This is a genomic window from Blastococcus sp. SYSU D00813 (assembly GCF_054050735.1).
The window spans coordinates 13,468-39,143 of record NZ_JBJGZX010000023.1 but is presented as its reverse complement, the minus strand read 5'-3'; the positions used below and the strand labels follow the sequence as shown (position 1 = coordinate 39,143).

The window sequence follows — 25,676 nt, the reverse complement described above, 5'->3', positions numbered from 1 at the left end:
GCCCGGGTCACTCCTGGGTGTGGCCGGACCGGTACGTGTAGGCGGCCTCGCGGACCGCGTCGTCGGACTCCAGCCCCGCCCCGAGCGCCCCGCCGACCGTGGCCAGCGAGCAGGTGAGCCACGCGAGCTCCAGGTAGTCCGACAGATGCGCGTCGTGCCCCAGGCCCTCGGAGAACAGCGGTTCGACCACCAGCAGCAGCCCGCCGGCGAGCGCCAGCAGGAACAGGACGGCGTACAGGGACAGGACGCCGATGACGACCGTCGCGGAGGTCGCCACGTTGAACAGCAGGACCTGCTTGCGCACCCGCCGCCCGCGCGGCCGCTCCCACAGCTGCGCACCCACCACGAGCGTGACGACGACGGCCGCGACCGAGCCGAGCGCGACCACGGTCAGCCGGACCCAGCCGAAGGAGTCGGCCAGCCGCCAGATGTCGCTGGTGATCAGCGCGAACACCCCGGCGGCGACGGCGGCGGTCAGCGCCCGGGAGAGCCGGATCGCCAGCCGCCAGGGCCGGTTGGCCCGCACCATCCCGACGAGCAGCCGCAGGTTCCCGCTGAGCACCCGGGCGGTGAACCGCATCCCCTCGTCCCCGTCGGCGTCGTCGGCCAGCTGCCGCAGCCGCCGGCCCAGCGCGGCCCGGTCGTCGGCGTCGACCTCACCGGTCGCGCTGCCGTCGCCGGTGCCGAGCAGGGAGCGGACCAGGCCGACGGCGGTCTGCAGCGCCCGGCGGTGCCGCCCGACGGCGCCGAGCGCGGGCAGCGAGATCAGGGCGACCCCGTGCAGCGGGCTGGCCGAGCCGACCACCGGCCGCCGCGAGACCTCCAGCGGCACGTCGGTCAGCGCGACGGCGAGGTCCCAGTCCTCGGCGAGCAGCCGGGCCCGGGTCGCGGCGACGATCTCGTCGTCGTCGGCGGGCGGCTGGACCAGCCCGTCCTCGACGGCGCGGACGTCCCAGCGGACCTCCGGGTGCTGCGCCGCCAGCTCGGCGGTCAGCTCGGGCGCCAGCCGGGTCGCCAGCTCCGCCGCGGCGCCGGGCGCGGCGACCAGCCCGACGACGACGTCGGGCAGCGCGGACGGACCGGACGCCCGGCCGGCGTCCTCCTCGAGGGCGCTCACAGGACCAGCGTGTCCTCGGCGCCGGTGCGCCACTCGACCAGGACGATGCTGGCGTCGTCCTGGAGCTGCCCGTCCTGGTGCTGCATCACGCTGCCCATCAGCCGGCGCATGGTCTCCGGCGGCGCCTCTCCGGCCCGCGCGGCCCGGATGACCAGGTCGGCCAGCCGCTCCTCGCCGAAGAACTCGCCCGACGGCGACCGCGCCTCGACGACGCCGTCGGTGTAGAGGACCACCCGGTCCCCGGGGCGCAGCTGCGTGGAGCACAGGTCCGGGGGCCCGTCCTGCAGTCCCAGCGGCCGCGCCGGCGGGCAGGACGGCGGGTGGACGAGCGAGCCGTCGCGGACCACCAGCGGGTCCGGGTGACCGCAGTTGACCCACTCCAGGAGGCCGCTGCGCTTGTCGAGGCGGGCCAGCGCGGCGGTGGCGAACTGGCTGGCGGTGAACTGGCCGGCGATCACGGCGTCCATCGCGGCGGCCAGCTCGGGCAGCGGCAGGCCGTTGCGCCGGCCGTGCCGGTAGGCGCCGACCGCGGCGGTGGACAGCAGGGCCGCGGGCAGCCCGTGGCCCACCGCGTCGAGGACCATGAAGTCGACGAGGGGGTCGTTGGCCGCGTAGTCGAAGGTGTCGCCGCCGATGTCGTAGGCCGGCTCGAGCGCCCCGGTGATCACCACCCGGTCGCTGGCGTAGGTGAGCGGGGGCAGCAGGTCCCACTGGATCTCCGCGGCCAGGCCCAGCGGTCGCCGGCGGCGCAGCCGGGAGAAGGCGTCGCTGTACGCGTCGCGGGTGACGGTGAGCTCGGCGACCAGCGAGGCGAACACCCGGGCCTCGTGGTCGAGGTCCTCCACCGCGGGGCCGTCCACCACGAGCTCCAGGACGCCGATCCGCTCCGCGCCGTCGAGCAGCGGGACCCACAGCCGGGCCGGCCCCTCGGTGCCGGGGGAGCGCACGACCTCGACCCGGCGGAAGGCGCGGCCGGCGGTCGAGCCGTCGATCGTCACCTCGGGCCGCTCGGGGACCCCCTCCCCGGACAGCGGCACCAGCAGGTGCTGGGCGTAGTCGGCGAGGTAGACGACCGCCTCCCGGGCACCCAGCGCTCTGGCGTGCTCGGCCACCGCGGTGCCCAGGCGGGCGGCGGGCAGGTGGTGCGACGCCAGCAGCAGCGACCGCACCGGGTCGTTCCCGGGTGCGGACGTCGGGGTGCTCACGACGGGCCATGATCGCATCGAGCGCCGCGGCCGGCCCGGCGAGGCGGTCACCCCCGGGCGTCGAGCACCGCGGAGTAGACGCCGACCGTCTGCTGCGCCACCGCCGGCCACCCGAACTCCGACAGCACGCGCTCCCGCCCGGCGGCGCCCATCGCGGCGGCGCGGGCCGGGTCGGCGAGCAGCTCGGCGACCCGCGCGGCCAGCCCGGCCTCGAACGCGGCGGGGTCGGCCGGGTCGTACGGGACCAGCAGCCCGGTGCGGCCGTCGGCCACCACCTCCGGGATGCCGCCCACCGCGCTGGCCACCACGGCGGTGCCGCACGCGGCGGCCTCGAGGTTGACGATGCCCAGCGGCTCGTACACCGACGGGCACACGAAGACGGTCGCGCCGGTGATCAGCGGGACCAGCTGCTCGCGGGGGAGCATGGCCTCGATCCAGACCACGCCGCTGCGGCGGGCCTGGAGCGCGGCGACCGCGTCGGCCACCTGCTGCCGCTCCGCCGGGGTGTCGGCGGCGCCGGCGCACAGCACCAGCCCCGCCTCGGCGGGCAGCAGCTCGGCCGCGGCCAGCAGGTGGGCCAGCCCCTTCTGCCGGGTGATCCGGCCGACGAACAGCGCGTAGGGCCGGTCGGGGTCCACGCCGAGGGAGCGGACGACGTCGGGGGCCGGCACCGGCCGGTAGGCCTCGGCGTCGACGCCGTTGTGCACCACGTGCACCCGCGCCGGGTCCAGCTCGGGGTAGACGGCGAGGACGTCGTCGCGCATGCCGGCGCTGACCGCGACGACCGCGTCGGCCGACAGGTAGGCGCTGCGCTCCACCCAGGACGACAGCCGGTAGCCACCGCCGAGCTGCTCGGCCTTCCACGGCCGGCGCGGCTCCAGGGAGTGCGCGGTCACCACGTGCGGCGTCCCGTGCACCAGCGCCGCGAGCATCCCGGCGCCGTTGGCGTACCAGGTGTGGCTGTGCACCAGGTCGGCGCCCGCGAGCGCCGCGGCGATCTCCACGTCCGTGCCCAGCGCCTGCAGGGCGCCGTTCGCGGCGACGAGCCCCGCGGGGACGGCGTGGGCCACCGCGTCGGCGCGGGCCGCGCCGAAGCAGTGCACGTCGATCTCCGGTCCGGCCGGCAACGAGCGCAGGGCCGCCACGAGGTGCTCGACGTGCACTCCGGCGCCGCCGTAGACGTCCGGCGGCCACTCCCTGGTCACGATGCCGATGCGCACGCCGTCACCCTAGGGGGCGGTCCCTCCGGGGATCGGGGGTTCAGCACCCCGCCCACGGGCTACGGTCCTCGCATGCGTGGCGGTCCTCGAGTCCTCGGCATCGTCCTGGCCGGTGGTGAGGGCAAGCGCCTGGCCCCGCTCACCCAGGACCGGGCGAAGCCGGCGGTGCCCTTCGGCGGCAACTACCGCCTCATCGACTTCGTGCTGTCCAACCTGGTGAACGGCGAGATCCGGCAGATCGCCGTCCTCACCCAGTACAAGAGCCACAGCCTGGACCGGCACATCACCACGACCTGGCGGATGTCCCAGCTGCTCGGGAACTACGTCACCCCGGTGCCGGCGCAGCAGCGGCTCGGCCCGCGCTGGTACATGGGCAGCGCCGACGCGATCTTCCAGAGCCTGAACCTGATCTACGACGCCCGGCCCGACGTCGTCGTCGTCTTCGGCGCCGACCACGTGTACCGGATGGACCCGGGGCAGATGATCGACCAGCACCTGCAGACCGGTGCCGGGGTGACGATCGCCGGGCTGCGCGTGCCGCGCAGCGAGGCCACCGAGTTCGGGGTCATCGACGCCGACGCCGACGGCCGGGTGCGCGGGTTCCTGGAGAAGCCGCAGGACCCGCCCGGGCTGCCCGACTCCCCCGAGGAGAGCTTCGCCTCGATGGGGAACTACGTCTTCAGCACCGACGCGCTGCTCGAGGCGCTGCGGGCCGACGCGGAGGACCCGCACTCGGTGCACGACATGGGCGGCTCGATCATGCCGATGCTCGCCGACGCCGGGGAGGCGTGGGTCTACGACTTCTCGACCAACGTCGTCCCCGGGGCCACCGAGCGCGACCACGGCTACTGGCGCGACGTCGGGACCATCGACAGCTACTTCGACGCGCACATGGACCTGGTGTCGGTGACGCCGGTGTTCAACCTCTACAACGACCGGTGGCCGATCCTCACCCTGCCGCCGCAGCTGCCGCCGGCGAAGTTCGTGCTCGGCGGGCGCGCGGAGGAGTCGATGGTCAGCGCCGGCGCGATCATCGGCGGCGGCTCGGTGCACCACTCGGTGGTCTCGCCCGGCGTGCGGATCGACCGCGGGGCCCGGGTCGAGGACAGCGTGCTGATGGACGGCGTCCAGATCGGGGAGGGCGCCTATGTGCGCCGGGCGATCCTGGACAAGAACGTCGTCGTGCCGCCGTGGACGCGGATCGGCGTCGACCTCGAGGCCGACCGGCAGCGCTACCACGTCAGCGTCGGCGGGGTGACCGTGCTCGGCAAGGGCGCCCGCGCCATCACGTGAAGTCGGAGGACCCCGCCCCCCACACCCCTCGCCAGCTCGGGGCGAGCCTCCGGGCGGGGCCGACCGACTCGAGGGGCGCGATGTCCCAGCCGCTGGTCGTCACGCTGCTGCTGGCCGAGGAGGCGCAGCGGCGGTTCGACCGGCTGCGGGCGGCGCACTTCCCAGCCCGGCCCCTTCCAGGGGCCCGCCGCGAGCTCGCGAGTGGTGGGGGGGAAGGGGTGTTCCGACTGGCCGCGCACGTGACGCTGTTCCACGCCCTGCCCGGCGAGCACCTGAGCCGGGTGGACGCCGACCTCGCCGCGGCCGCGGCCCGGCCGCCGTTCGACGTCGAGGTCACCGGGGTGCGCTCGCTGGGCCGCGGCGTCGCCTACACCCTGGCCTCGGCGGAGCTGGCGCGGCTGCGGGAGGGCCTGGCCGCCGGCTGGGAGCCGTGGCTGACGCCGCAGGACCGGCAGCGGCACGCCCCGCACGTGACGGTGCAGAACAAGGTCGACCCGGCGGTCGCCCGGGCGCTGCACGCCGACCTCGCCGCCGCCTTCGTGCCGGAGACCGTGCCCGCGCGGGGGCTCGGGCTGTGGCGCTACCTCGGCGGCCCGTGGGAGCCGGTCGCCGAGCACCCGTTCCGCTGAGCCGGGTCAGAGGTCGGCCGGCACCTGCGCGACCGAGGGGTAGCCGGCGACCAGCGCCTCGTAGTCGTCGTCCGGAGCGGGATCGGCGAGGTCGCAGTCGGAGGTGAACGGGTCGGCACCGGCCGGGAAGCGGTCGGCCAGCTCGGTCACCAGCAGCTCGCCCATGGCCGCCACCGGGCAGGCGGGGACGTTGATGCTCGTGACCGTGTCGGTCTGCTCCGTCCCGGCCAGCAGGGCGTCGCGGTGGGCGGTGATCCAGTCCAGCGCCAGGCCGGCGGCGAACGCGAACTGCTCCGGGTCGAGCTCGGCGCCCGCGCTCACGGCCAGCGCCGGGACCCCACGCCGGATCGCCGTCCGCCCGATGCCGACCGTGCCCGACTCGGCGGCGAACGGCCCGACGTTCGGCCCGGGGTTGATGCCGGAGACGACGAGGTCCGGGTCGAGGTGCAGCCCGTCGAGGGCGACCACCACGGCGTCGCCGGGATAGCCGTCCTGGGACCACCCCAGGACCCCGGCCGGGGTGCGGGCGCGCTGGTAGGTGAGCTCGCCGTCGGTGAGGGCGTCGGAGCTGCCGCTGCGCTGGCGGTCGGGGGCCACCACGGTGACCTCGATCCCGGGCTGCTCGAGCAGCAGGGCCAGCAGCACGTCGATCGCCGGGTTGGCGATGCCGTCGTCGTTGGCGAGCAGGACGTTCAGCGTGCCCGGCGCCGCGGCGGACGGCGTGGCCCGCCCGTCGACCACGGAGGTGCAGCCGCCGAGGACCGTCGTCGCGGCCACGAGGACGGTCGCGGCGCAGCGGGCGGGGACGGTGCGGCGCACGGGACTCTCCTCGGGCTCGGCGGCCGCTGGAGTGTGGCGGCTGGACCGCCCGAGGTCCACGACCGCGGCACGGCCCGCGGCGCGTGTCCTCAGCGGGCGGTGCTGGCCACCAGCAGGCCGGTGCCGACCGGCAGCACGGCGGAGGTCAGCCGCTCGTCCTCGCGCACGCGGCGGGCGACGTCCCGCCAGGCCACCGTCTCGGGGTCGCGGGCGGAGCGGTCGGCGATGCGGCCGCCCTCGAGGAGGCCGGAGCAGACCAGCAGCCCGCCCGGGCGCAGCAGCCCGACCAGCCCGGCGAGGTCGGCGGCGTAGTCGGTCGGCGCGGTCGAGCAGGCGACGACGTCGTACGCGCCGGGGGAGAGGCGGGGCAGCACCTCGGCCGGCGTGCCGAAGATCATCCGCGTGCGGCCCTGCGGGTGTCCGGCGTCGGCGAAGGCCCGCCGCGCGGCCCGCTGGTGCTCGGCGTCGACGTCCAGGCAGGTGAGGACGCCGTCGCGGCGCATGCCCTGCAGCAGCCACAGCCCGCTGACCCCGCCGCCGCTGCCGACGGCGACCACCGCCCGGGCACCGGCCCCGGCGGCCAGGACGGCGAGCGTGGCACCCACCGCGGGGGTGACCGGCGGCGGCCCGGCGAGGTGCGCGGCGCGGGTGCGGGCCGCCGCGAGGGCCGGCGGCTCGGCCGCGAACCGGTCGGCGTACGCCCGGCCGGGGTCCCCGTTGCCCGGGTCCCCCTCGCCGCCGACCGACGGCCGTCCCCGGTCGCTCATCACCGGGCGAGGGTAGTGGCGGGACCGCCACGGCGGGCGGGCGGCGCAGGCTGTGAACTGCCTGTGAACGGGAACACCCGTTCGCCGGCCGCCCGTTGGACGTTCCGTGCGCCCCAGCAGAGCCGCCAGTACCCCCGTCGTGGGCAGACCCGCCGGTCCCGAGCCGGTGGGCGGGCCCGGTGTCTGCGATCCTGGCTCCGTGACCGACCCCGCCGCCGCGACCGAGGACCAGCCGGCTGCGCCCGCGGCCTGGGTCGCCCCAACGTGGGAGCAGGTCGTCCGCGAGCACTCGGCGCGGGTCTACCGCCTGGCCTACCGCCTGTCGGGCAACGCGCAGGACGCCGAGGACCTGACCCAGGAGACGTTCGTCCGGGTCTTCCGGTCGCTGGCCGACTTCTCGCCCGGCACCTTCGAGGGCTGGCTGCACCGCATCACGACCAACCTGTTCCTCGACATGGTCCGGCGTCGGCAGCGGATCCGCTTCGACGCCCTCCCCGAGGACACCGAGCGGCTGCCGGGCACGGCGCCCAGCCCCGAGCAGGTCTACGCCGACACCCACCTGGACCCGCAGGTGCAGGCGGCGCTCGACGCCCTGGCGCCGGAGTTCCGCGTGGCCGTCGTCCTGTGCGACATCGAGGGCCTCACCTACGAGGAGATCGCGGCGACCCTGGGCATCAAGCTCGGCACCGTCCGCAGCCGCATCCACCGCGGCCGCGTGCAGCTGCGCCAGGCGCTGGCGCACCTCGCCCCGCGGCGTGCCGAGGCCGTCTCCGCCGGGGAGGGGGAGGGATGAGCCTCCCGGAGAGCCACCTCGCCCAGGAGGCGATCGCGGCGCTGGTCGACGGCGAGCTCGCCAGCGGGCCGGCCGCCCGCGCCGCCCGCCACCTCGCCGGCTGCGGTTCCTGCCGGATGGCCGTGCAGGCGCAGCGGGAGGCCAAGGAGGCGCTGCACCGCGCCACCGACGTCGCCGTCCCCGGGGACCTGCTCAGCCGGCTGTGCGCGATCCCCTTCACCGCCGACGTGCCCGGCTCCGGCGGGCCCGGCGTGCTGAGCGCCGGTCCCGGCCAGCTCACCGTCCGCGACGGGCGGGGCAGCTGGTCGGTGCCGCTGGACCCGGAGCCGGCCGCGGCCGCGCGGCCCGGTCACGCGCGCTGGCTGCGCCGCGGCGTGGCGGGGACCCTCGCCGGCCTCGGCATCGGCGTCACCGCGCTCGCGCTCAGCCTGCCCGCGCCCGGTGACCCGCCGGCGCCCGCCTCCTCGGTGGCCGACTCGCGGGCCGGCGGCGAGGACAGCGAGGTCGTGCCCCCGGTCGTGCGGGCCGTGAACGGCGGGGCCCAGGCCGTCGTCGCCGTCCCGGCCGGCACGCGCACCTCCCCGTGATCGCCGCGTCACCCGTGACCACCGACCGCGCCTGACCGCCCTGCGCCCGGGGGAGGACCCGCTGCCCGAGACACCGCCGTCCGCCGGCGGGGACGACCGTCCCGCCGCCGACGGGTCCTCCGACGAGCTGTTCGCCCGGCCCGCCGGCCGCGAGGGCGGCTTCGACCCGCCGCCCGCGCGTCCGCGGCCGGCCGGTTCGCCGGCCGCCCCGCCGAGCCCGGCGCTGAGCTCGGCGTTCGGGCGCCCGGCCACGGTCAGCGGCACCTTCGCCGGTGACCGCCCCACCCCGCCGCCGCGGCCGGTCACGCCCCCGCCGCCCGAGGCGGTGCTGCGGGCGTTCGCCCCTCCCGGCACCGACCGGCGGGGCCTGCAGGAGCCGCCCGGCGGACGCCCGGGTCGCAAGCGCACCTCGGCCGGCCCGTGGTGGAAGCCCGACGCCCGCAGCGACCCCTGGCGGGATCCGCACTCGCCCGCCGGCCTGGCCGGCCCGGCCGTCTTCGAGGAGGAGGACGAGCAGGAGGGCCCGGTCGTCGTCGACGCGAAGGGCCGCAAGCGGCTCCGCGTCCGCGACCTGTCGGTGCGGCTGTCGGTGCTCGCCCTGCTCGCGGTGCTGCTCGTGGGCGCCGTCGGCGGCAGCCTGGGCTACTGGCTGACCCGCACGGCCGACGAGTCGCCGCTGCTGACCCCCGACACGCAGCTGTCGGAGACCAACGAGGGCGTCGTCCGGGAGCCCGGCTCGATCGCCGAGATCGCCGAGGCGGTCACGCCCGCGGTGGTCTCCATCGAGGTGCGGCTCGGGGACGCCGGCGCGACCGGGTCGGGTGTCGTCGTCGACGGCGAGAACGGCTACATCGTCACCAACAACCACGTGATCTCCGGCGCCGACGGCAACGACGACGCCGAGATCCGGGCGGTGTTCTCCGACGGCAGCGGGTCCGAGGCCCGGATCGTCGGCCGCGACCCGGCCAGCGACATCGCCGTCATCAAGGTCGAGAAGCCGGGGCTGCTCGAGGCCTCGCTGGGCACCGTCGACGACCTCGTGGTCGGCGACCCGGTGGTGGCCATCGGCTCGCCGCTCGGCCTGGCCGGCACGGTCACCTCCGGCATCGTCAGCGCGCTGGACCGGCCGGTGCGGCTGTCCGGCGAGGGCAGCGACACCAACGCCGTCATCAGCGCGGTGCAGACCGACGCGCCGATCAACCCGGGCAACTCCGGCGGCGCCCTGGTGGACGCCACCGGTGCCGTGATCGGCATCAACACCGCCATCGCCTCGCTCGGCGGCGGCAGCGTGGGCCTGGGCTTCGCCATCCCGATCGACCGGGCCCGGGACATCGCCGAGCAGCTGATCTCCAGCGGGGAGGCGGTGCACGCCTCGCTGGGCGTGGCCGCCCGGTCGGTCACCGACGGCACCCGCGACGGCGCGCTCGTGGTCAACGTCGAGCCCGACGGCCCCGGCGCGAACGCGGGCCTGCGGGAGCAGGACGTGATCATCGCCGTCGACGGTCAGCGGGTCGGCAGCTCGGAGGAGCTCGTCGTCGCGATCGACGCGCACGCCCCCGGCGAGACGGTCTCCATCGAGTACGTGCGTGGCGGGGACGCCTCGACGACGGTCCAGGCCACCCTCGGTCAGGCGTGACCGAGGACCCCTGATCGAGGGGGCCACAGCCGTGGCCGGCTGACCTACGCTGGGAGACGGTCCGCGGGGCGCGGCAGGACGGGAGCAGCGGTGTTCGACTCGATCGGCTGGGGCGAGATCGTCGTCCTCGCGTTGGCCGCGTTGTTCATCTTCGGGCCCGAGCGGCTGCCGCACCTGGCCAAGGACGCGGCCGCGGGGCTCAAGCGGCTGCGCGGGGCGATCACCGGCGTGCGCGCCCAGGTGGACGAGTCCCTCGGGGAGGACCTGGCCGGGCTGCGCGACCTCGACCTGCGCAAGTACCACCCCAAGACGTTCATCCGCGAGCAGCTGCTCGGTGACGACGACGGCCCGCCGGTGCGCCGCGGCACCGCCAACGGCAACGGCTCGGGCGGCCTGGCCCGGGAGACCGCCGGGGCCACCGCCGCCGGTGCGGCGCCCGCCGCCGGCGCCTTGGCCGCCCGCCGGGCCGCCGCCCGCCCTCGGGACGCCGGCACCCCGCCCCCGTTCGACATCGACGCGACGTGACCTGCCGGCCCACCGGCCGACACCGCGGCCAGGTGCCGTCCCCCTGCTGAGCTGAGCTCCGCCGTCGCGTCCGGTGAGGACCCTCCGGGCCCGTCCCCGGACCCGGCAACCGCAGGTGCGCGTCCCCGGCTCGGTCTTCTCACCCACCAGGCCGTCCCCGGCTCCACGACGCGGGCGTTCTCCGCACGTTGCGGGTGCTGTAGCGCCCGCGAGGTCGGGAGGATGCCCGCGAAGACGCCGAGAGGCCGTGATCCCGGGCGGGATCACGGCCTCTCGGGTGTCAGCTCAGTGCTTGACCGGGGTGAGCCCCAGGGACATGCCCGACAGGCCGCGCTGGCGGACGGCGAGCGCGTCGGCGACCTTGCTCAGCGCCTGCGCCGCGGCCGACTCCGGCTCGGCGAGCACGATCGGCGCGCCGCTGTCGCCGGCCTCGCGCAGCCGGGTGTCGAGCGGGATCTGGCCCAGCAGCGGCACCCGCGCGCCCAGCGTCCGGGTCAGCGCGTCGGAGACCGCCTCGCCGCCGCCGGAGCCGAAGACCTCCATGCGGGAGCCGTCGGGGAGGTCCAGCCAGGACATGTTCTCCACGACGCCGACCACCTGCTGGTGGGTCTGCGTGGCGATGGCGCCGGCGCGCTCGGCCACCTCGGCGGCGGCCAGCTGCGGCGTCGTGACCACGAGGATCTCGGCGTTGGGCACGAGCTGGGCCACCGAGATGGCGACGTCGCCGGTGCCGGGCGGCAGGTCCATGAGCAGGACGTCGAGGTCGCCCCACCACACGTCGGCCAGGAACTGCTGCAGCGCGCGGTGCAGCATCGGCCCGCGCCACACGACCGGGGTGTTGCCCGGGGTGAACATGCCGATCGAGATGACCTTCACGCCGTAGGACTGCGGCGGCATGATCATGTTGTCGACCTGCGTGGGCTTGTCGTCGACGCCGAGCATGCGCGGCACCGAGTGGCCGTAGATGTCGGCGTCCACCACGCCGACCGACAGGCCGCGCTTGGCCAGCGCCGCGGCCAGGTTGACGGTCACGCTGGACTTGCCGACGCCGCCCTTGCCGGACGCCACCGCGTAGACGCGGGTCAGCGAGCCCGGCTGGGCGAAGGGGATGACCGGGTCGGCGGAGTCGCCGCGGACGGTGCGGCGCAGCTCGGCGCGCTGCTCGTCGCTCATCACGTCGAGCTCCACCTGCACCGAGGTCACGCCGGCCACGGCGGACACGGCCTGGGTCACCCGGTCGGTGATGGTCTGGCGCATGGGGCAGCCGGCGACGGTCAGGTAGACGTCGACGCGGACGGCGCCGTCGGCGCCGATCTGCACGTCCTTGACCATGCCGAGCTCGGTGAGGGGCCGGTTGATCTCCGGGTCCTGGACGGTGGCCAGAGCGGCGTTGACCGCGTCGAGCGCCGGTGAGCCGGTCAGGGTGTCGGACATCGGGATGTGTGTCTCCTTCGAGGGGGGACCCGTTCCGGCACTCCGGGCCTGGGCGCGACCTGCGCACACGGGTCTGCAGCCACTGTACGGCGGCGCGCCGGGCGGGCCGTCCATCGCCGGGGTGATCTGCTGCTCAGCCGGCTGCCATGCTCGGGGCATGAGCAGCGTCGACGAGGCACCGCAGGACGCCGAGCGGATCGAGGTGACCCGGTTCGTCCCGGCTCCGCCCGCGGAGGTGTTCGCCGTGCTCCGCGACCCGCAGGGGCACGTCGACATCGACGCCTCCGGGATGCTCATGGACGCCGAGGGGGAGCCGGTCTCGGCCGTCGGCGACCGGTTCCTCGTGCACATGGACCGCGAGGCGCTGGGCGACCTCCCGATGGGGCAGTACGACGTCGAGGTGGTGATCACCGCCTACGAGGCCGACCGCGAGATCGCCTGGACCATCGAGGGCACGGTGCGGCCCCCGCTGCGGCACGTGTACGGCTACCGGCTCGAGCCGGTCGACGGCGGCACCCGGGTCACCTCGTACTACGACTGGTCGAACCTGCGCGAGGACTACCGGGCGTTCCTGACCTTCCCGATCGTCCCGGAGTCCGCGCTCAAGGGGACGCTGGGCATCCTCGACCGCACGGTGCGCCGCCGGCGGGCCCGCGGTGGGGGAGGGACGGGCGCCGCCTAGCCTCGGCAGACGTGCCCGACGCCGCCCGCTCCGCCGTCCTCCGCGACGCCATCGGGCTGGGGGTGGCGGTCGGCCTGTACGGCGTCGCCTTCGGCGCGGCGGCCGCGGCGGCCGGGCTGGACGCGTGGCAGGCGGCGGCGCTGTCGCTGCTGATGTTCACCGGCGCCTCGCAGTTCGCGCTGGTCGGCGTCCTCGGCGCCGGCGGCAGCGCGCTGGCCGCCGCGGGCAGCGCCCTGCTGCTGGGCACCCGCAACACCGTGTACGGCGTGCGGCTGGTGCCGCTGCTGCGGCCGCGGGGCGTGCTGAGCCGGGTGGGCACCGCGCACTGGGTCATCGACGAGACGACGGCGATGGCGGTCTCGGCCCCCGAGCGGCGGCTGGCCCGCGTCGGGTTCCTCGCCACCGGCGCGAGCGTCTACCTGCTGTGGAACGCCACCACGGTCGTGGGTGCGCTGGGCTCGGCGGCCCTGGGGGACACCGCGCAGGCGGCGCTCGACGCCGTCGTCCCCGCCGCGTTCCTCGCGCTGCTGTGGCCGCGGCTGCGCACGGGCTCCGCCGAGCCCGCCGTGCAGCGCCGGGTGGCGCTGGCCGGGGCGGTGGTCGCGCTGGCGCTCACGCCGTTCGTGCCCGCGGGCGTGCAGGTGATCGCCGCGGTCGTCGCCGTCGCGCTGGCCGGCCGGCCCCGAGCGCGGTCCGGGGAGGCCGCGGCGTGAGCGACGGGACGCTGTGGACGCTGGTGCTGGGCGCCTCGCTGGGTTGCTACCTGCTCAAGCTCGCCGGGCTCTCGGTGCCCGCGCGCTGGGTGGAGCAGCCGTGGGTCGCCCGGGTCGTGGACTTTGTGCCGGCGGCGCTGCTGGCCGCGCTCGTCGCGGTGCAGGCGCTCACCTCCGGCCAGGAACTCGTGGTCGACGGCCGGCTGGTGGGGCTGGCCGTCGCCGCGCTGGCCCTGGCGCTGCGGGCGCCGTTCATCGTGGTGCTCGTGCTCGCCGGCGCCGCGGGGGCGCTGGTGCACGTGCTCGCCTGAGTCAGTCCGGCAGGCCGGCCTCGGCCCGCGCGGCCGCGCGCAGCTGCTCCGGCGTCACGCCCAGCCGGCGCAGCGCCCGGACGGCGGTGCCCCGCTCGAGCTCGGCCACCGCCGCGACCACGTGGGCGCCGCGCAGCCCGGCCGGCGACGCGGACCGGGAGAGCTCGACCGCACGCCGGAACACCTGCTGGGCCTGCGGACCGGTGCGCAGCGGCCCGGCCGGCGGGGCGGCCAGGGCGGTGGCCGGCGCTGCCGCGGCGTCCAGCCCGAGGTGGGTCAGGGCCTCGTCGTGGGCGGCGGCCACGGCGGCCCGCAGCGACGCGGCGTCGGTGCCCACGCGGGCCAGCGCGCAGGCCGCCGTCCCGTCGGGGAGCGCGGTCGCCGACAGCAGCAGGTGCTCGGGGCCGGGGACGTTGTCCCCGGCCCGCCGCGCCTCCGCCTCCGCTCCCGGCAGCAGGCGCTTCATCGTGCGGATGTCCCGGATCGCCCGGACCAGACCCATCGACGTCTCCTCGTCAGCGTCCGCGCCGTGCGCGGACCTCGGCGGCCAGCTTCTTGTGCGCGGCCTGGGCGCTGATCCCGAGGGCCTCGCCGACCTGGGCCCACGTCCAGCCCCGCTCGACGGCCTCGGTCACCGCCTCCACCTCCAGCCGGGCCGCGAGCCGGCGGAGCGCCACGACGGCGGCGAGCGCCGCCTCGGGGTCCTCCGGGGCGGGCACGGACGGGAGGTCGACCACGCCCATCAACCTATGTTGATGCGGTGACGGCGTCAACAGGAGTTGATGACGCGGGCTCAGAAGAGCCGGGTGTCTCGCTGCTCGAGGTCCAGCAGGAACCGCTTCCGGGGCAGCCCGCCACCGAAGCCGACCAGGGCGCCGTCCGCCCCCACCACCCGGTGGCAGGGGACGACGACGGCCAGCGGGTTGCGCCCGCAGGCCAGCCCGACCGCCTGCGCGCCGCCCGGTTCACCGACCGCCCGCGCGACCTGGCCGTAGGAGCGGGTCTCGCCGTAGGGGATGAGGGTCAGCTGCTCCCACACCGCGAGCTCGAACGTGCTCCCCACCGGCCGCAGGGGGATCTCGAAGGTCTCCCGCTCGCCGCCAAAGTACTCGCCGAGCTGCCCGGCCACGCCGGCGAGGGCGGCGTCGTCGCGGGGACCGAGCTCGGCGGCCGGCCCGGGCGGCTCGAGGTACAGCCGCAGCAGCACGCCGTCCTCGGCGACGACGGTGAGCGGCCCGACCGGCGAGGGCACCACGGCGTGCGCGCGCATGGCCGCAGTCTGCCGCCGGGGACCGACAGCCCGGTCGCCGACGGCGCGCCGCCGGCCCGCTCCCCGGCGGCGCCACGGGGGCGCCGGCCGCTCACCGTCCCGGGGTGCCGCCCTCGGCGGGGGCCTCGCGCTTGTCCTTCTTCCTGCGGGCCTTCTCCTCCCGCTTGTCGGCCTCGTCGCCGGAGAGCCGGTTCAGCTCGCTGCGGATGAAGTCGCGGGTGGCCAGCTCGCCGACCGCCACCCGCAGCGCGGCGAGCTCGCGGGCCAGGTACTCGGTGTCGGCGCGGGTGGTCGCGGCCCGCGCCCGGTCCTCCTCGGCCTGGACCCGGTCGCGGTCGGCCTGCCGGTTTTGCGCGAGCAGGATCAGCGGCGCGGCGTAGGCGGCCTGGGTGGAGAAGGCCAGGTTGAGCAGGATGAACGGGTAGGGGTCCCAGCGGAGCCGCACGGCGGCCACGTTGAGGGTGATCCAGGCGATGACGATGATCGTCTGGACGGCGAGGAAGCGCCCGGTGCCCAGGAAGCGGGCGATGTTCTCGGCGAACCGGCCGACCGCGTCGGGGTCGAGCCGCAGGAAGTTGCCGAACCCACCGGCCCGGCCCCGCGGGACGTCGAGCCGCCGGCCCGGGTCAGCCACGCCGGGCCCGCTCGCGCCAGTCCTCGGGCAGCAGGTGGTCCAGGACGTCGTCGACGCTGACCGCGCCCACCAGCCGGCCCTGCTCGTCGACGACCGGCGCGGCCACCAGGTTGTAGGTGGCGAAGTAGTGGGTCACCTCGGCCAGCGGCGTGGCCGGGTGCAGCGGCTCCAGGTCGTCGAGGACCCCGCTGACCAGGCTGGACGGCGGCTCGCGCAGCAGCCGCTGGATGTGCGCCAGCCCCAGGTAGCGGCCGGTCGGGGTGGCCGACGGCGGCCGGCAGACGTACACCTGGCTGGCCAGCGCCGGCGTGAGCTCCGGCGCCCGGACCCGGGCCAGCGCCTCGGCGATGGTGGCGTCGGGGGTGAGGATGACCGGCTCGCTGGTCATCATCCCGCCGGCGGTGTCCTCGGTGTACTGCAGCAGCTGGCGGACCGGCTCGGCCTCGTCGGGCTCCATGAGCTCGAGCAGCCGGTTGCGGTCGACGTTGGACAGCTCGGCCAGCAGGTCGGCGGCGTCGTCGGGGTCCATCTCCTCGAGGACGTCGGCGGCGCGGGCCTCGGCCAGGGTGCCGAGGATGGTGATCTGCTCCGCCTCGGGCAGCTCCCCGAGGACGTCGGCCAGCCGCTCGTCGTCCAGCGCCTCGGCGACCTCGTGCCGGCGCTTGATCGGCAGGTCCTGCAGCGCGTGCGCGAGGTCGGCGGCGTTCAGCTCGCGGTAGGTGGCGATGAGCGTCTCGGCGCCCTGACCGCTCTCCGGCAGCCCCAGCCCGGTGACCTCGTCCCAGGCCAGCTGGTGGAGCTGCCCGCGGCGGCCGAGCCGGCCCGGCTCCTGGACGGCGAGCCGGGTGATCAGCCACTCGCCGGTGCGCTGCTGCTCCATGCCCGCGTCGACGACGGTCGCCGGCCGGCCCGACTCGTCGATGGTGACCGTGCGGTCGAGCAGCTCGCCGAGCACCAGCGTCTCGCCGCGGCGCTGCTCGAAGCGCTTGAGGTTGAGCGTGCCCGAGGCGAGCATCACCGCGCCGGGGTCGATCGCGGTCACCCGACCCACCGGCACGAAGATCCGGCGGCGCGCGACCACCTCGACCACCAGGCCGAGCACCCGCGGCGGGGCGCTGCCCACCCGCAGGGCGACGACGACGTCGCGGAGCTTGCCGACCCGGTCGCCGTTCGGGTCGAAGACGGCCAGCCCGGCGAGGCGGGAGACGTAGGCCCGCGTCACCGTCGTCATGGCCGCTGAGGCTACCGTCGGCGCCCGTGGACGCCCCGGCAGCGCTGGACTACGAGATCGTCGACGTCTTCGCCCCGCGGGCCTTCGCCGGCAACGCCCTGGCCGTGGTGTTCGACGCCGACGGGCTGACCACGGCGCAGTGCCAGGCGCTGGCCAACGAGTTCAACCTCTCCGAGACCGCGTTCCTGTCGGCCCCCGGCGAGGGCGGCGACCACCTCGCCCCGGCGGGCGGTCCGGCGGCCGACTACCGGATCCGCATCTTCACCCCGCACGTGGAGCTGCCCTTCGCCGGCCACCCCAGCGTCGGCGCCGCGCACACGCTGGTGCGCACCGGCCGGCTGCCGGCCGGCACGCTGCGCCAGGAGTGCGGCGCCGGTGTCCTCGACGTCGTCGTCGACGGGGACGGCGCGCGGCTCTCCGGCGGCCGGCCCACGCTCGAGGAGGGGCCCGACCCGGCCGAGCTGGGCGAGGCCCTGGGCCTCGCGCCCGCCGACCTCGTGGGCCACCCCGCGGACGTCGCCGGCTGCGGCCTGCCCTTCACCTACCTGCACGTGCACCACGAGGCGGTGTACCGGGCGGCCCCGGACCCCGTGCTGCTGGACCGGGTCGCCGGGCACGGGGTGTCGGTCTTCTCCTGGGACCGGCTGACCGGCACCGCCCACGCGCGCGTCTTCGTCCAGGGCCTCGGCTGGGGGGAGGACCCGGCCACCGGGTCGGCCGCGCTGGGCGCCGGCGTGTGGCTCACGGCGAACGGTCTGCTCAGGGGCGAGGGGACCAGCGAGTACGTCGTCCGGCAGGGGGACCAGGTGGGCCGGCCCTCGGTCCTCACCTGCACGGTGACGGCCACCGCGGGGGCGGCGATGTCGGCCACGGTCGCCGGGGCGGTCGTGCCGATCGCCGCGGGGAGGATCCGCGTCCCCTCGTGGTGAAGGACCCCGTCCCCCTCACGCCCCGCCCCGCTCGACGGGAGCCGCCGAACGGGGCGGCCGCCGCGTGGGCGGTGCACCGGCCCGGCACCCGCGACGTCGGCCTGATGACCATGGCCGTGGTCGGCATCAGCCTGTCCGCGCCGCTGACCACGCTGCTGGGCGCGCCGGCGCTGGCGCTGGCCTTCTGGCGCAACGCCGCGGGCGCCGCCGTGCTCCTGCCGGTGCTGCTGCTGCGCGAGCGCGCGACGCTGCGCGGCCTGCGGGTGCGCGACCTGGGCAGCTCCGTCGTCGCCGGGCTCTTCCTGGCGGCGCACTTCGCCGCGTGGCTGCCGAGCCTGTCGATGACGACGGTCGCCGCGTCGACGGCGCTGGTGACCACGACCCCGATCTGGACGGCGCTGGCGGCGCGGGTGGCCGGGGTGCGGCTGCCGGGCGCGGTGTGGGGCGGGCTGGTGCTGGCCGTCGCCGGCGTCGCGCTGATCGCCGGCGTCGACGTCACGGTGAGCGCGCGGGCGCTGGCCGGCGACGCGCTGGCGCTGCTCGGCGCCGTCTGCGCCGGTGGCTACGTGCTCGCCGGCGCGCGGGCCCGGGAGCGGCTGTCGACCTCGGCCTACGCCGTCGTCTGCTACGGGGTGTGCGCCGTCGCGATCGCCGTCGCCGCGCTGGCCACCTCGACCCCGCTCGGCGGGTTCCCGGCACGGGACTGGTGGCTGATCGCGGGCATCACCTTCTGCGCGCAGCTGCTCGGGCACACGCTGCTGAACCTCGTGCTGGCCTCGGTCGGACCGACGATGGTGAGCCTGGTGGTGCTGCTGGAGGTGCCCGGCGCCCTGCTGTTCGCGCTGGTCCTGCTCGGTCAGCTGCCGCCGCTGCTCGCGCTGCCGGGCGTCGTCCTCGTCGTCGCCGGGGTGGCGCTCGTCGTCCGCGCCAGCCGGCCCGCCACGATCGTGGAACCGGCCACATAGCCGCCCCTGGCGCGGCAGGGGCACCGCGCCGTCACTACTGTCCGGTAACCGACGAGCGGCGAGGTCGCCGCTACCCCGTTCGCAGCAGGAGGCACCGTGGCCGAGCTCCGTTCCCGCCGTTCCAACCTGGCCGTCCCGGGTAGCAACCCGCGGTTCCTGGAGAAGGCGAAGGGGCTGGACGCCGACCAGGTGTTCCTGGACCTCGAGGACGCGTGCGCGCCGCTGGCCAAGCCCGGTGCCCGCAAGAACATCGTGGCGGCGCTGAACGAGGGCGGCTGGGGCGACAAGATCCGCACCGTCCGGGTCAACGACTGGACGACGGAGTGGACCTACCGCGACGTCATCGAGGTCGTCGAGGGCGCCGGGGCGAACCTGGACTGCATCATGCTGCCCAAGGTCGCCGACGCCGCGCAGGTGCGGGCGCTGGACTTCCTGCTGTCCCAGATCGAGAAGGCCAACGGCCTGGAGGTCGGCCGGATCGGCATCGAGGCGCAGATCGAGACGGCGCAGGGGCTGATCAACGTCAACGACATCGCCTTCGCCAGCGACCGCATCGAGACGATCATCTTCGGCCCGGCCGACTTCATGGCGAGCATCAACATGAAGTCGCTGGTGGTCGGGGCGCTGCACCCGGACTACCCGGGCGACCCGTTCCACTACATCCTCATGCAGATCCTGATGGCCGCCCGCGCCCGCGGCGTGCAGGCCATCGACGGCCCGTTCCTGCAGGTGCGCGACGTGGACGCGTTCCGCGAGGTGGCCAAGCGCTCGGCCGTGCTGGGCTTCGACGGCAAGTGGGTGCTGCACCCGGGTCAGATCGACGCGGCGAACGAGATCTACGCCCCGTCGCAGGAGGACTACGACCACGCCGAGCTGATCCTCGACGCCTACGACTGGTACACGTCGGAGGCCGGGGGCAAGAAGGGCTCGGCGATGCTGGGCGACGAGATGATCGACGAGGCCAGCCGCAAGATGGCGCTGGTCATCGCGGGCAAGGGCCGCGCCGCGGGCATGTCCCGCACCTCGTCCTTCACGCCCCCGGACGCCTGACGAGACGGGGCCGCTCGGCGTGACCAGCCGGCGGCCCCGTCCAGGGGCTCGCCCCGGGCCTGCGAGGGGTGAGGGGGACGGGGTCCCCCATCAGGGGCTGAGCGAGACCGAGGCGACGACGACGAACAGGATCGCCAGCACGATCAGGCCGACCGAGATGCCGCCGACGATGACGCCGGCCAGGGCCATGCCGTCGCCCTCCTCGCCGGTCTCGCGGATCTGCCGCCGGGCGATGAGGCCGAGCACCAGGCTGACCGGCGAGAACACGAAGATGAAGACCAGCGCCAGGATCGCCATGGTGTTGGTCGGGCGCCGGTAGGCGTAGGGCGGGTAGCCCGGGGGAGGGCCGTACGCCGGCTGCCCGTACGCCGGCGGTCCGTAGCCGGGCGGGGCGCCGTACGGCTGCTGCCCGTACGCGGGCGGCGACCCGTAGGGCTGCGGGGACCCGTACGGCTGCGGCTGCCCGGGACCGGACGGCGGCGGGTCGCCGCGGTGGAAGTCGTCGCTGCTCATGGAGTCCTCCCGGTCACTGGCCGACGGCGGCCGGCGGCAGGGCCCGCAGCCGCGTGGCGATGCCCTGGGCGGCTGCCGCGCCCGCCGCAGGATCCTCCGCGATGAGCACCGACACCACCGCGCCACGCCCCTGGGCGACCACGTCCTGCGTGGTGCCGTCGGCCAGGCTGTAGCGGGCCACCACGACGTCCTCCGCCAGCCCCTCGACGACCGGCGGCTCGCTGAAGGTCCGGTCGCCGGCCGGGCACGCCGACAGGGCGTCGCGCAGCTCGGTGAGCGCGAGGGCGCCGGAAGCGGCGGTGTCGTACGCGATGGCCTCCGACACGACCGTCGGCGCACCTGCCGGGTCCAGCCCGACGACGGGGAACTTGAGCACCCGGCGCTCCTCGGAGGCGAAGGACACCCCGCAGATGCCCTCGAGGCTCGGGTTGGCGGCCAGGTCGCTGCGCTCGGGCACCGGGTTCGCCTGCACCGACCAGCCGGCGGGCAGGTCCGTGCCGCGGAGCGCGACCGCGAGAGCGGCCTCCCCGGCGTTCGCCACGGTGGCGGGGTCGAGCGCGGCCGCGGCCGACTCGGCGGCCTGCGCGGGCGCCGGCGCGCTGGTCGGGGTGCCGCTGCCGGCGCCGGCGTCGTCGTCCCCTCCGCAGCCGGCCAGCAGCACGAGGGCGGCGGTCGCGGCGGCCAGGCGCAGGCGGGCGGTCATCCGCACCGACGCTAGCCTCGCGGGCGGCGGAGGGGGCGGCCGAGGTGACAGGCGCCACGGTGGAGGGAGCCCCGCCGTCCCGCATACTCGCCGGTAACAACGGACACCGGAGTCCCGGAGGAGCGCAACCGATGGCCCGTCTCGCCCAGACCGCCGACCTGACCGACGTGCAGCAGGAGATCCTGTCGACGGTCCGGACCTTCGTGGACAAGGAGATCATCCCGGCCGCCCAGGAGCTCGAGCACGCCGACGAGTACCCCCAGGAGATCGTCGACGGGCTCAAGGAGCTGGGGATCTTCGGGCTGATGATCCCCGAGGAGTACGGCGGGCTGGGGGAGTCGCTGCTGACCTACGCGCTGGCGGTCGAGGAGATCGCCCGCGGCTGGATGAGCGTCTCCGGGGTGATCAACACCCACTTCATCGTGGCCTACATGCTCCGCCAGCACGGCACCGCCGAGCAGAAGGAGCGGCTGCTGCCGCTCATGGCCACCGGCGAGGTGACCGGCGCGTTCTCCATGTCCGAGCCGGGCCTGGGCTCCGACGTGGCCGCGATCCGCACCAAGGCGGTACGTGACGGCGACAGCGACACCTATGTCATCGACGGCCAGAAGATGTGGCTGACCAACGGCGGCTCCTCCTCGCTGGTGGGCGCGCTGGTCAAGACCGACCTCGGCCACCCCAAGCCGCACCAGAACCTGACCACGTTCCTGGTGGAGAAGCCCCGCGGCTTCGGCGAGGTCGCCCCCGGGCTCACCATCCCCGGCAAGATCGACAAGATGGGCTACAAGGGCGTGGACACCACCGAGCTGGTGTTCGACGGCTACCGGATCGGCGCCGACGCCATCCTGGGCGGCGAGCCCGGCCGCGGCTTCGCCCAGATGATGGACGGCGTCGAGGTCGGCCGGGTCAACGTCGCCGCCCGCGGCTGCGGCATCGCGATCCGCGCGTTCGAGCTCGGGATCCAGTACGCCCAGCAGCGGGAGACCTTCGGCAAGCCGATCGCCCAGCACCAGGCGATCGCGTTCAAGCTCGCCGAGATGGCCACCAAGGTCGAGGCCGCGCACACGATGATGGTCCGCGCCGCCCGACTCAAGGACGCCGGCGTGCGCTCCGACGTCGAGGCCGGCATGGCCAAGGTCATCGCGAGTGAGTACGCGGCCGAGGTGACCCAGGAGTCCTTCCGCATCCACGGCGGCTACGGCTACTCCAAGGAGTACGAGATCGAGCGGCTCATGCGCGAGGCGCCGTTCCTGCTCATCGGCGAGGGCACCAGCGAGATCCAGAAGACGATCATCAGCCGCAACCTGCTCAAGGAGTACGCGCTCAAGCGCTGAGCACCCTCGGCGAGATCTGCACACTCGTCACCATCAGCGGCTGATGGCGACGGGTGTGCAGATCTCGTCCGGTGTGCCGGGTGGTCAGCGGGCGGGGCGTCGCTCGTAGTTCCGCCGGGCCCACAGGTGGCCGACGAGGGCGATGGCCGCGCACCAGGCGACCGACAGCACCGCGCTCGAGCCGATCTCCGTGCCGGTGAGCAACCCGCGCACCGTCTCGATCATCGGTGTGAACGGCTGGTGGTCGGCGAACCAGCGCAGTCCCGCCGGCATCGACTCCACCGGTACGAAGCCGCTGCCGAAGAAGGGCAGCAGCATGAGCGGCATCGGCAGGTTGCTGGCCGCCTCGACCGTCTTGGTCGCCAGGCCCATCGCCACCGCGAGCCACGACAGCGCGAAGCTCACCATCGCGAGCACCCCCACCACGGCGAGCCACTCCGCGGCGTTCGCGTCGGGCCGGAACCCGACGAGCAGGGCCACGGCCACGACCAGCAGCAGCCCGGCCGTCGTCTGCACCACCGCGCCCACGACGTGGCCGGTGAGCACCGAGCCGCGGGCGATCGACATGGTGCGGAACCGGGCGATGATGCCCTCGGTCATGTCCATGGCCATCCCGATCGCCGTCCCCTGGGCCCCGCCGGTGATGGCGAGGACCAGGATCCCGGGGACCACGTAGGCGATGTACTCCGCCCGGCCACCGGAGGGGCCGCCGAGCCCGGCGCCGAGGGTCCCGCCGAAGACGTGGACGAACAGCAGCAGGAAGACGATCGGCATCGCCGCGACGACCACCGTGAGGCCGGGGTAGCGGACGGCGCGCCTGAGGTTGCGCCGCAGCATGGTCGCGGAGTCGGTCAGCGCGAGGCCCACGGTGGTCACGCGGGCACCTCCTCGGTGGTCGGACGGCCGGTCAGGGCCAGGAAGACGTCGTCCAGGTCGGGGGTGTGCACGGTCAGCGCGGCGACGTCGACGTGCGCGTCGTCCAGCCGGGTGAGCAGGGAACGCAGCTCGGCGGCGCTGCCGTCGCCGGGCACCTCGAGCGTCAGGGCGGCCGCGTCCGGTGTCGGGACGCCGAGCGCCCGGGCCGCCTCGTGCAGGGCGGCCACGTCACCGAACTGCAGGCGCACGTGCGCCCCGGGAACCAGCCGCTTCAGCTCCTCGGCCGTGCCCTCGGCGACGAGCCGGCCGCGGTCGAGCACGCCGATCCGGTCGGCCAGCTGGTCGGCCTCCTCGAGGTACTGGGTCGTGAGCAGGATGGTCGCGCCCTCGGCCACCAGTCCGCGGACGGCGTCCCACATGGCCCGGCGGCTGCGCGGGTCCAGCCCGGTGGTGGGCTCGTCGAGGAACACGACGCGGGGGTCGGCCATGAGACCCATGGCGAGGTCCAGCCGCCGGCGCATGCCGCCGGAGTAGGTGGCCGGCGTCCGGTCGGCGGCCTCGACGAGGCCGAACCGATCGAGCAGCTCGGCGGCCCGCCGGCGTCCCTCCCGTCTGCCGAGGTGCAGCAGGTCGGCCATCAGGCGCAGGTTCTCCGCCCCGGTGAGCAGCGTGTCGACCGCGGAGAACTGGCCGGTCAGGGCGATCGAGGCGCGCACGGCGTCGGGCTCGCGGAGCAGGTCGTGCCCCGCGACGCGCACCTCGCCGCCGTCGGCGGGGGTGAGGGTGGACAGGACGTCCACGGTGGTGGTCTTGCCGGCCCCGTTGGGGCCGAGCAGGGCGTAGATCGTCCCCTCGGGGACGGTCAGGTCCAGGCCGTCGAGGACGACGGTCGCGCCGAAGGACTTGCGCAGGCCGGTCACGGAGATGGCGGGAGGCGTGTGCACGGCAGGTCCGCTCAGGCCCGGCGGACGAGGATGTCGCCGTAGGACGTGCGGGCGTGGATCTCGACCGTCTCCGCGGCGTCCTCGGGGCCCTCCGCCTCGGTCAGCAGGTTGCGGAGCCGGCCGGTGCCCGTCGAGACGTCGAGCCAGGCGGCCGTGCCCTCGGGCACGCCGGCCTCGACCTCGCCGTAGGCGGTCTCGAGCACCAGCGAGCCGCGGACGGCCTCGCCGACCCGCACCTGGCCGTACTTGGTCGTGCCCGTCAGGGACCCCAGCGCCCGGTCGACGGTGACGTTGCCGTAGCCGGTCTCCAGCCGTGCGGGCCCGGCGGTCTCGCCCACGCGGACGTCGCCGTAGGAGGTGACCGCCTCGGTCTCGCCCTCGACCGCGGTGACCGAGATGTTCCCGCTGGAGCTCCGGGCGCGCAGGCGGGTGGCCCGCTCCAGCCGGACGCCGCCGTGCTTGCACTCCAGGTCCGCGGCGCCCAGCCGGCCGGTGCAGCTGATGTCGCCCGCGGTGGTGCGCACGTCGAGGGAGGACCCTGCGGGGAGGACGACGTCGACCTCGACCTCCGGGCCCAACCCGAAGAAGAGCAGCCGGGGGCGGCTGGTCGACCGGACGAGCAGCCGGCCGTCGGCGAAGGAGACCTCCGCCTGCTCGGCGGCGGCGACGTCGGCGGCGCTCGCCGGGTCGCGCGGCCGCACGACGACGGTGGTGTCGTGCCGGTCGTCCGCGTGGACCTGCACGGCTCCGTGGACGACCTCGATGCGGGCCGCGACGGGGCCGGGGGTGTCGAAGGTGGGCATGGCTGCGCCTTCCTCGGGGCAGGGGGGATCGCCCCCGGACCGGTCGGCCGGGGTCGGCGGTGCGGCGGTGCGGCGGTGCGGCTCGGCGCTAGCGCGCCCAGCCGGTGTAGTTCGTGCCGGAGGCCCGGCGGCCGCGCCGCGGGGTCGACGGCGGGGAGCCGGGCTCGACCGCGTTCGCGGCCGCCCGGACCAGCCAGGTGTTCACCGAGATGCCGAGGCGGCCGGCCGCCTCGTCGACCCGGGCCTTGAGCTGCTCGGGCAGCCGCAGCGTGATGCGGAGGGTCTCGCCCTCGTCGAGGTCGACGGCGGGGCCCGCGGCCGGCGGGGCCTCCGGTGCGGGGGCGTCGGCGGCCGGGCCGGACGGCGCGACCGGGGGTGGGGTGACGGCGAAGCCGAGGTCGCTGCCGCGGAGCCGGACGTCGACGGTGCCGGGCGCGAGCTGGGCGGTGATCTCCTCGGCGGCCTGGGACAGCGCGCTGAGCAGCGCCAGGCGGACCGAGGACTCCAGCGGGGCGGTGAGCCGCTCCGCCAGGGCGCGGGCCTCCTCGCCACCCGCGCCGGCCGCGTGGAGCAGGTCGCGGCGCAGCTGCTCGACGAAGGGGGCGAGGTCCATGACGTCACTGTGACACCACACTGGTGTCACGTCAACCGTCGGTGGCGTCGGAGTGGTGTCACGTGCTGGTGGCCGCGGGG

The 25,676-nt window shown here is 75.7% G+C and carries 30 protein-coding genes; 13 read left to right on the top strand and 17 right to left on the bottom strand.

Annotated features, from left to right (window positions below; translation table 11 throughout):
* Positions 1–7 precede the first annotated feature (7 nt).
* Genes ACI8AX_RS15850 through glgA form a run of 3 tightly spaced genes read right to left on the bottom strand, consistent with a single transcriptional unit; the run spans position 8 to position 3,542 of the window.
* Positions 8–1,117 (bottom strand): hypothetical protein, encoded by a 1,110-nt coding sequence (locus ACI8AX_RS15850; protein ID WP_456550800.1) that lies wholly within the window; start codon positions 1,115–1,117, stop codon positions 8–10.
* The gene (locus ACI8AX_RS15845) at positions 1,114–2,322 is read right to left on the bottom strand and encodes a PP2C family protein-serine/threonine phosphatase (RefSeq protein ID WP_456550799.1); all 1,209 of its coding nucleotides are present in this window, start codon (positions 2,320–2,322) and stop codon (positions 1,114–1,116) included. The genes ACI8AX_RS15850 and ACI8AX_RS15845 overlap by 4 nt, the downstream gene beginning before the upstream one ends.
* A gap of 47 nt (positions 2,323–2,369) precedes the next feature.
* The gene (gene glgA, locus ACI8AX_RS15840) at positions 2,370–3,542 is read right to left on the bottom strand and encodes a glycogen synthase (RefSeq protein ID WP_456550798.1); all 1,173 of its coding nucleotides are present in this window, start codon (positions 3,540–3,542) and stop codon (positions 2,370–2,372) included.
* 72 nt (positions 3,543–3,614) lie between these two features.
* Between glgA and glgC the strand changes: the two genes are divergently transcribed.
* Both glgC and ACI8AX_RS15830 read left to right on the top strand, forming a co-directional pair.
* Positions 3,615–4,835 (top strand): glucose-1-phosphate adenylyltransferase, encoded by a 1,221-nt coding sequence (gene glgC / locus ACI8AX_RS15835; protein ID WP_456550797.1) that lies wholly within the window; start codon positions 3,615–3,617, stop codon positions 4,833–4,835.
* Between the two features lie 80 nt (positions 4,836–4,915).
* Positions 4,916–5,464, top strand: coding sequence for a 2'-5' RNA ligase family protein (locus ACI8AX_RS15830; RefSeq protein WP_456550796.1), 549 nt, complete (start codon positions 4,916–4,918; stop codon positions 5,462–5,464).
* Between the two features lie 6 nt (positions 5,465–5,470).
* Here the strand turns inward: ACI8AX_RS15830 and ACI8AX_RS15825 are convergent, their stop codons facing one another.
* Both ACI8AX_RS15825 and ACI8AX_RS15820 read right to left on the bottom strand, forming a co-directional pair.
* On the bottom strand, positions 5,471–6,283 hold the full coding sequence (locus tag ACI8AX_RS15825) for a 5'/3'-nucleotidase SurE (RefSeq protein WP_456550795.1): 813 nt from the start codon (positions 6,281–6,283) through the stop codon (positions 5,471–5,473).
* Positions 6,284–6,372: 89 nt separating this feature from the next.
* Positions 6,373–7,050 (bottom strand): O-methyltransferase, encoded by a 678-nt coding sequence (locus tag ACI8AX_RS15820; RefSeq protein WP_456550794.1) that lies wholly within the window; start codon positions 7,048–7,050, stop codon positions 6,373–6,375.
* Positions 7,051–7,249: 199 nt separating this feature from the next.
* On the opposite strand from ACI8AX_RS15820, the gene sigE reads away from it, so the two are divergent.
* The 4 genes from sigE (at position 7,250) to ACI8AX_RS15800 (ending at position 10,591) form a co-directional block, all read left to right on the top strand.
* Positions 7,250–7,843 carry an RNA polymerase sigma factor SigE gene (sigE, locus tag ACI8AX_RS15815; protein WP_456550793.1) on the top strand — a complete coding sequence of 198 codons (594 nt, stop codon included), beginning with the start codon at positions 7,250–7,252 and terminating at the stop codon, positions 7,841–7,843.
* Positions 7,840–8,430 (top strand): anti-sigma factor family protein, encoded by a 591-nt coding sequence (locus ACI8AX_RS15810; RefSeq protein WP_456550792.1) that lies wholly within the window; start codon positions 7,840–7,842, stop codon positions 8,428–8,430. The genes sigE and ACI8AX_RS15810 overlap by 4 nt, the downstream gene beginning before the upstream one ends.
* A 325-nt stretch (positions 8,431–8,755) precedes the next feature.
* Positions 8,756–10,066, top strand: coding sequence for a S1C family serine protease (locus ACI8AX_RS15805; RefSeq protein ID WP_456550791.1), 1,311 nt, complete (start codon positions 8,756–8,758; stop codon positions 10,064–10,066).
* A 90-nt stretch (positions 10,067–10,156) separates the two neighbouring features.
* The gene (locus ACI8AX_RS15800; RefSeq protein WP_456550790.1) at positions 10,157–10,591 is read left to right on the top strand and encodes a twin-arginine translocase TatA/TatE family subunit; all 435 of its coding nucleotides are present in this window, start codon (positions 10,157–10,159) and stop codon (positions 10,589–10,591) included.
* Positions 10,592–10,876: 285 nt separating this feature from the next.
* Here ACI8AX_RS15800 and ACI8AX_RS15795 read toward each other — a convergent pair whose 3' ends face one another.
* Positions 10,877–12,025, bottom strand: coding sequence for an Mrp/NBP35 family ATP-binding protein (locus tag ACI8AX_RS15795; protein ID WP_456550789.1), 1,149 nt, complete (start codon positions 12,023–12,025; stop codon positions 10,877–10,879).
* A gap of 157 nt (positions 12,026–12,182) precedes the next feature.
* Between ACI8AX_RS15795 and ACI8AX_RS15790 the strand changes: the two genes are divergently transcribed.
* The 3 genes from ACI8AX_RS15790 to ACI8AX_RS15780 are packed head-to-tail and all read left to right on the top strand — an operon-like array spanning position 12,183 to position 13,731.
* A complete protein-coding gene (locus tag ACI8AX_RS15790; protein ID WP_456550788.1) occupies positions 12,183–12,707 on the top strand; it encodes an SRPBCC family protein in 525 nt (174 codons plus the stop codon).
* Between the two features lie 11 nt (positions 12,708–12,718).
* The gene (locus ACI8AX_RS15785; RefSeq protein ID WP_456550787.1) at positions 12,719–13,420 is read left to right on the top strand and encodes an AzlC family ABC transporter permease; all 702 of its coding nucleotides are present in this window, start codon (positions 12,719–12,721) and stop codon (positions 13,418–13,420) included.
* Positions 13,417–13,731 (top strand): AzlD domain-containing protein, encoded by a 315-nt coding sequence (locus tag ACI8AX_RS15780; protein ID WP_456550786.1) that lies wholly within the window; start codon positions 13,417–13,419, stop codon positions 13,729–13,731. The genes ACI8AX_RS15785 and ACI8AX_RS15780 overlap by 4 nt, the downstream gene beginning before the upstream one ends.
* A gap of 1 nt (position 13,732) precedes the next feature.
* Here ACI8AX_RS15780 and ACI8AX_RS15775 read toward each other — a convergent pair whose 3' ends face one another.
* From ACI8AX_RS15775 to ACI8AX_RS15755, 5 genes are all read right to left on the bottom strand, one after another.
* Entirely contained in the window at positions 13,733–14,233 is a 501-nt protein-coding gene (locus ACI8AX_RS15775; protein ID WP_456550785.1) for a Clp protease N-terminal domain-containing protein, read from the bottom strand.
* A gap of 13 nt (positions 14,234–14,246) precedes the next feature.
* The gene (locus ACI8AX_RS15770; RefSeq protein WP_456550784.1) at positions 14,247–14,468 is read right to left on the bottom strand and encodes an RNA polymerase subunit sigma-70; all 222 of its coding nucleotides are present in this window, start codon (positions 14,466–14,468) and stop codon (positions 14,247–14,249) included.
* 56 nt (positions 14,469–14,524) lie between these two features.
* Positions 14,525–15,001: a methylated-DNA--[protein]-cysteine S-methyltransferase gene (locus ACI8AX_RS15765; RefSeq protein ID WP_456550783.1), complete on the bottom strand. Its 477-nt coding sequence runs from the start codon at positions 14,999–15,001 to the stop codon at positions 14,525–14,527.
* A 91-nt stretch (positions 15,002–15,092) separates the two neighbouring features.
* The gene (locus ACI8AX_RS15760; RefSeq protein ID WP_456550782.1) at positions 15,093–15,635 is read right to left on the bottom strand and encodes a DUF1003 domain-containing protein; all 543 of its coding nucleotides are present in this window, start codon (positions 15,633–15,635) and stop codon (positions 15,093–15,095) included.
* Positions 15,628–16,866 (bottom strand): magnesium transporter MgtE N-terminal domain-containing protein, encoded by a 1,239-nt coding sequence (locus ACI8AX_RS15755; protein WP_456550781.1) that lies wholly within the window; start codon positions 16,864–16,866, stop codon positions 15,628–15,630. Before ACI8AX_RS15755 ends, ACI8AX_RS15760 begins: the two co-directional genes overlap by 8 nt.
* A gap of 26 nt (positions 16,867–16,892) precedes the next feature.
* On the opposite strand from ACI8AX_RS15755, the gene ACI8AX_RS15750 reads away from it, so the two are divergent.
* The 3 genes from ACI8AX_RS15750 (at position 16,893) to ACI8AX_RS15740 (ending at position 19,810) form a co-directional block, all read left to right on the top strand.
* Positions 16,893–17,795 carry a PhzF family phenazine biosynthesis protein gene (locus tag ACI8AX_RS15750; RefSeq protein ID WP_456550780.1) on the top strand — a complete coding sequence of 301 codons (903 nt, stop codon included), beginning with the start codon at positions 16,893–16,895 and terminating at the stop codon, positions 17,793–17,795.
* The gene (locus ACI8AX_RS15745; RefSeq protein WP_456550779.1) at positions 17,789–18,760 is read left to right on the top strand and encodes a DMT family transporter; all 972 of its coding nucleotides are present in this window, start codon (positions 17,789–17,791) and stop codon (positions 18,758–18,760) included. The genes ACI8AX_RS15750 and ACI8AX_RS15745 overlap by 7 nt, the downstream gene beginning before the upstream one ends.
* A 96-nt stretch (positions 18,761–18,856) precedes the next feature.
* Positions 18,857–19,810, top strand: a complete 954-nt coding sequence (locus tag ACI8AX_RS15740) for an HpcH/HpaI aldolase/citrate lyase family protein (RefSeq protein ID WP_456550778.1) — start codon at positions 18,857–18,859, stop codon at positions 19,808–19,810.
* A gap of 90 nt (positions 19,811–19,900) precedes the next feature.
* Here ACI8AX_RS15740 and ACI8AX_RS15735 read toward each other — a convergent pair whose 3' ends face one another.
* Together ACI8AX_RS15735 and ACI8AX_RS15730 are read right to left on the bottom strand one after the other, a co-directional pair.
* A complete protein-coding gene (locus tag ACI8AX_RS15735) occupies positions 19,901–20,323 on the bottom strand; it encodes a DUF4190 domain-containing protein (RefSeq protein WP_456550777.1) in 423 nt (140 codons plus the stop codon).
* Between the two features lie 13 nt (positions 20,324–20,336).
* Positions 20,337–21,026: a hypothetical protein gene (locus ACI8AX_RS15730; protein ID WP_456550776.1), complete on the bottom strand. Its 690-nt coding sequence runs from the start codon at positions 21,024–21,026 to the stop codon at positions 20,337–20,339.
* Between the two features lie 131 nt (positions 21,027–21,157).
* Here ACI8AX_RS15730 and ACI8AX_RS15725 point away from each other — a divergent pair, with 131 nt between their 5' ends.
* The gene (locus tag ACI8AX_RS15725) at positions 21,158–22,360 is read left to right on the top strand and encodes an acyl-CoA dehydrogenase family protein (protein ID WP_456550775.1); all 1,203 of its coding nucleotides are present in this window, start codon (positions 21,158–21,160) and stop codon (positions 22,358–22,360) included.
* 84 nt (positions 22,361–22,444) lie between these two features.
* On the opposite strand, the gene ACI8AX_RS15720 is transcribed toward ACI8AX_RS15725, so the two are convergent.
* The 4 genes from ACI8AX_RS15720 to ACI8AX_RS15705 form a co-directional block, all read right to left on the bottom strand.
* Positions 22,445–23,236 (bottom strand): ABC transporter permease, encoded by a 792-nt coding sequence (locus tag ACI8AX_RS15720; RefSeq protein ID WP_456550774.1) that lies wholly within the window; start codon positions 23,234–23,236, stop codon positions 22,445–22,447.
* Positions 23,233–24,180 carry an ATP-binding cassette domain-containing protein gene (locus ACI8AX_RS15715; protein WP_456550773.1) on the bottom strand — a complete coding sequence of 316 codons (948 nt, stop codon included), beginning with the start codon at positions 24,178–24,180 and terminating at the stop codon, positions 23,233–23,235. The genes ACI8AX_RS15720 and ACI8AX_RS15715 overlap by 4 nt, the downstream gene beginning before the upstream one ends.
* Positions 24,181–24,191: 11 nt before the next feature.
* Positions 24,192–24,983: a DUF4097 family beta strand repeat-containing protein gene (locus tag ACI8AX_RS15710; RefSeq protein WP_456550772.1), complete on the bottom strand. Its 792-nt coding sequence runs from the start codon at positions 24,981–24,983 to the stop codon at positions 24,192–24,194.
* Between the two features lie 88 nt (positions 24,984–25,071).
* Entirely contained in the window at positions 25,072–25,596 is a 525-nt protein-coding gene (locus ACI8AX_RS15705; protein ID WP_456550771.1) for a ribbon-helix-helix protein, CopG family, read from the bottom strand.
* Positions 25,597–25,676 lie beyond the last annotated feature (80 nt).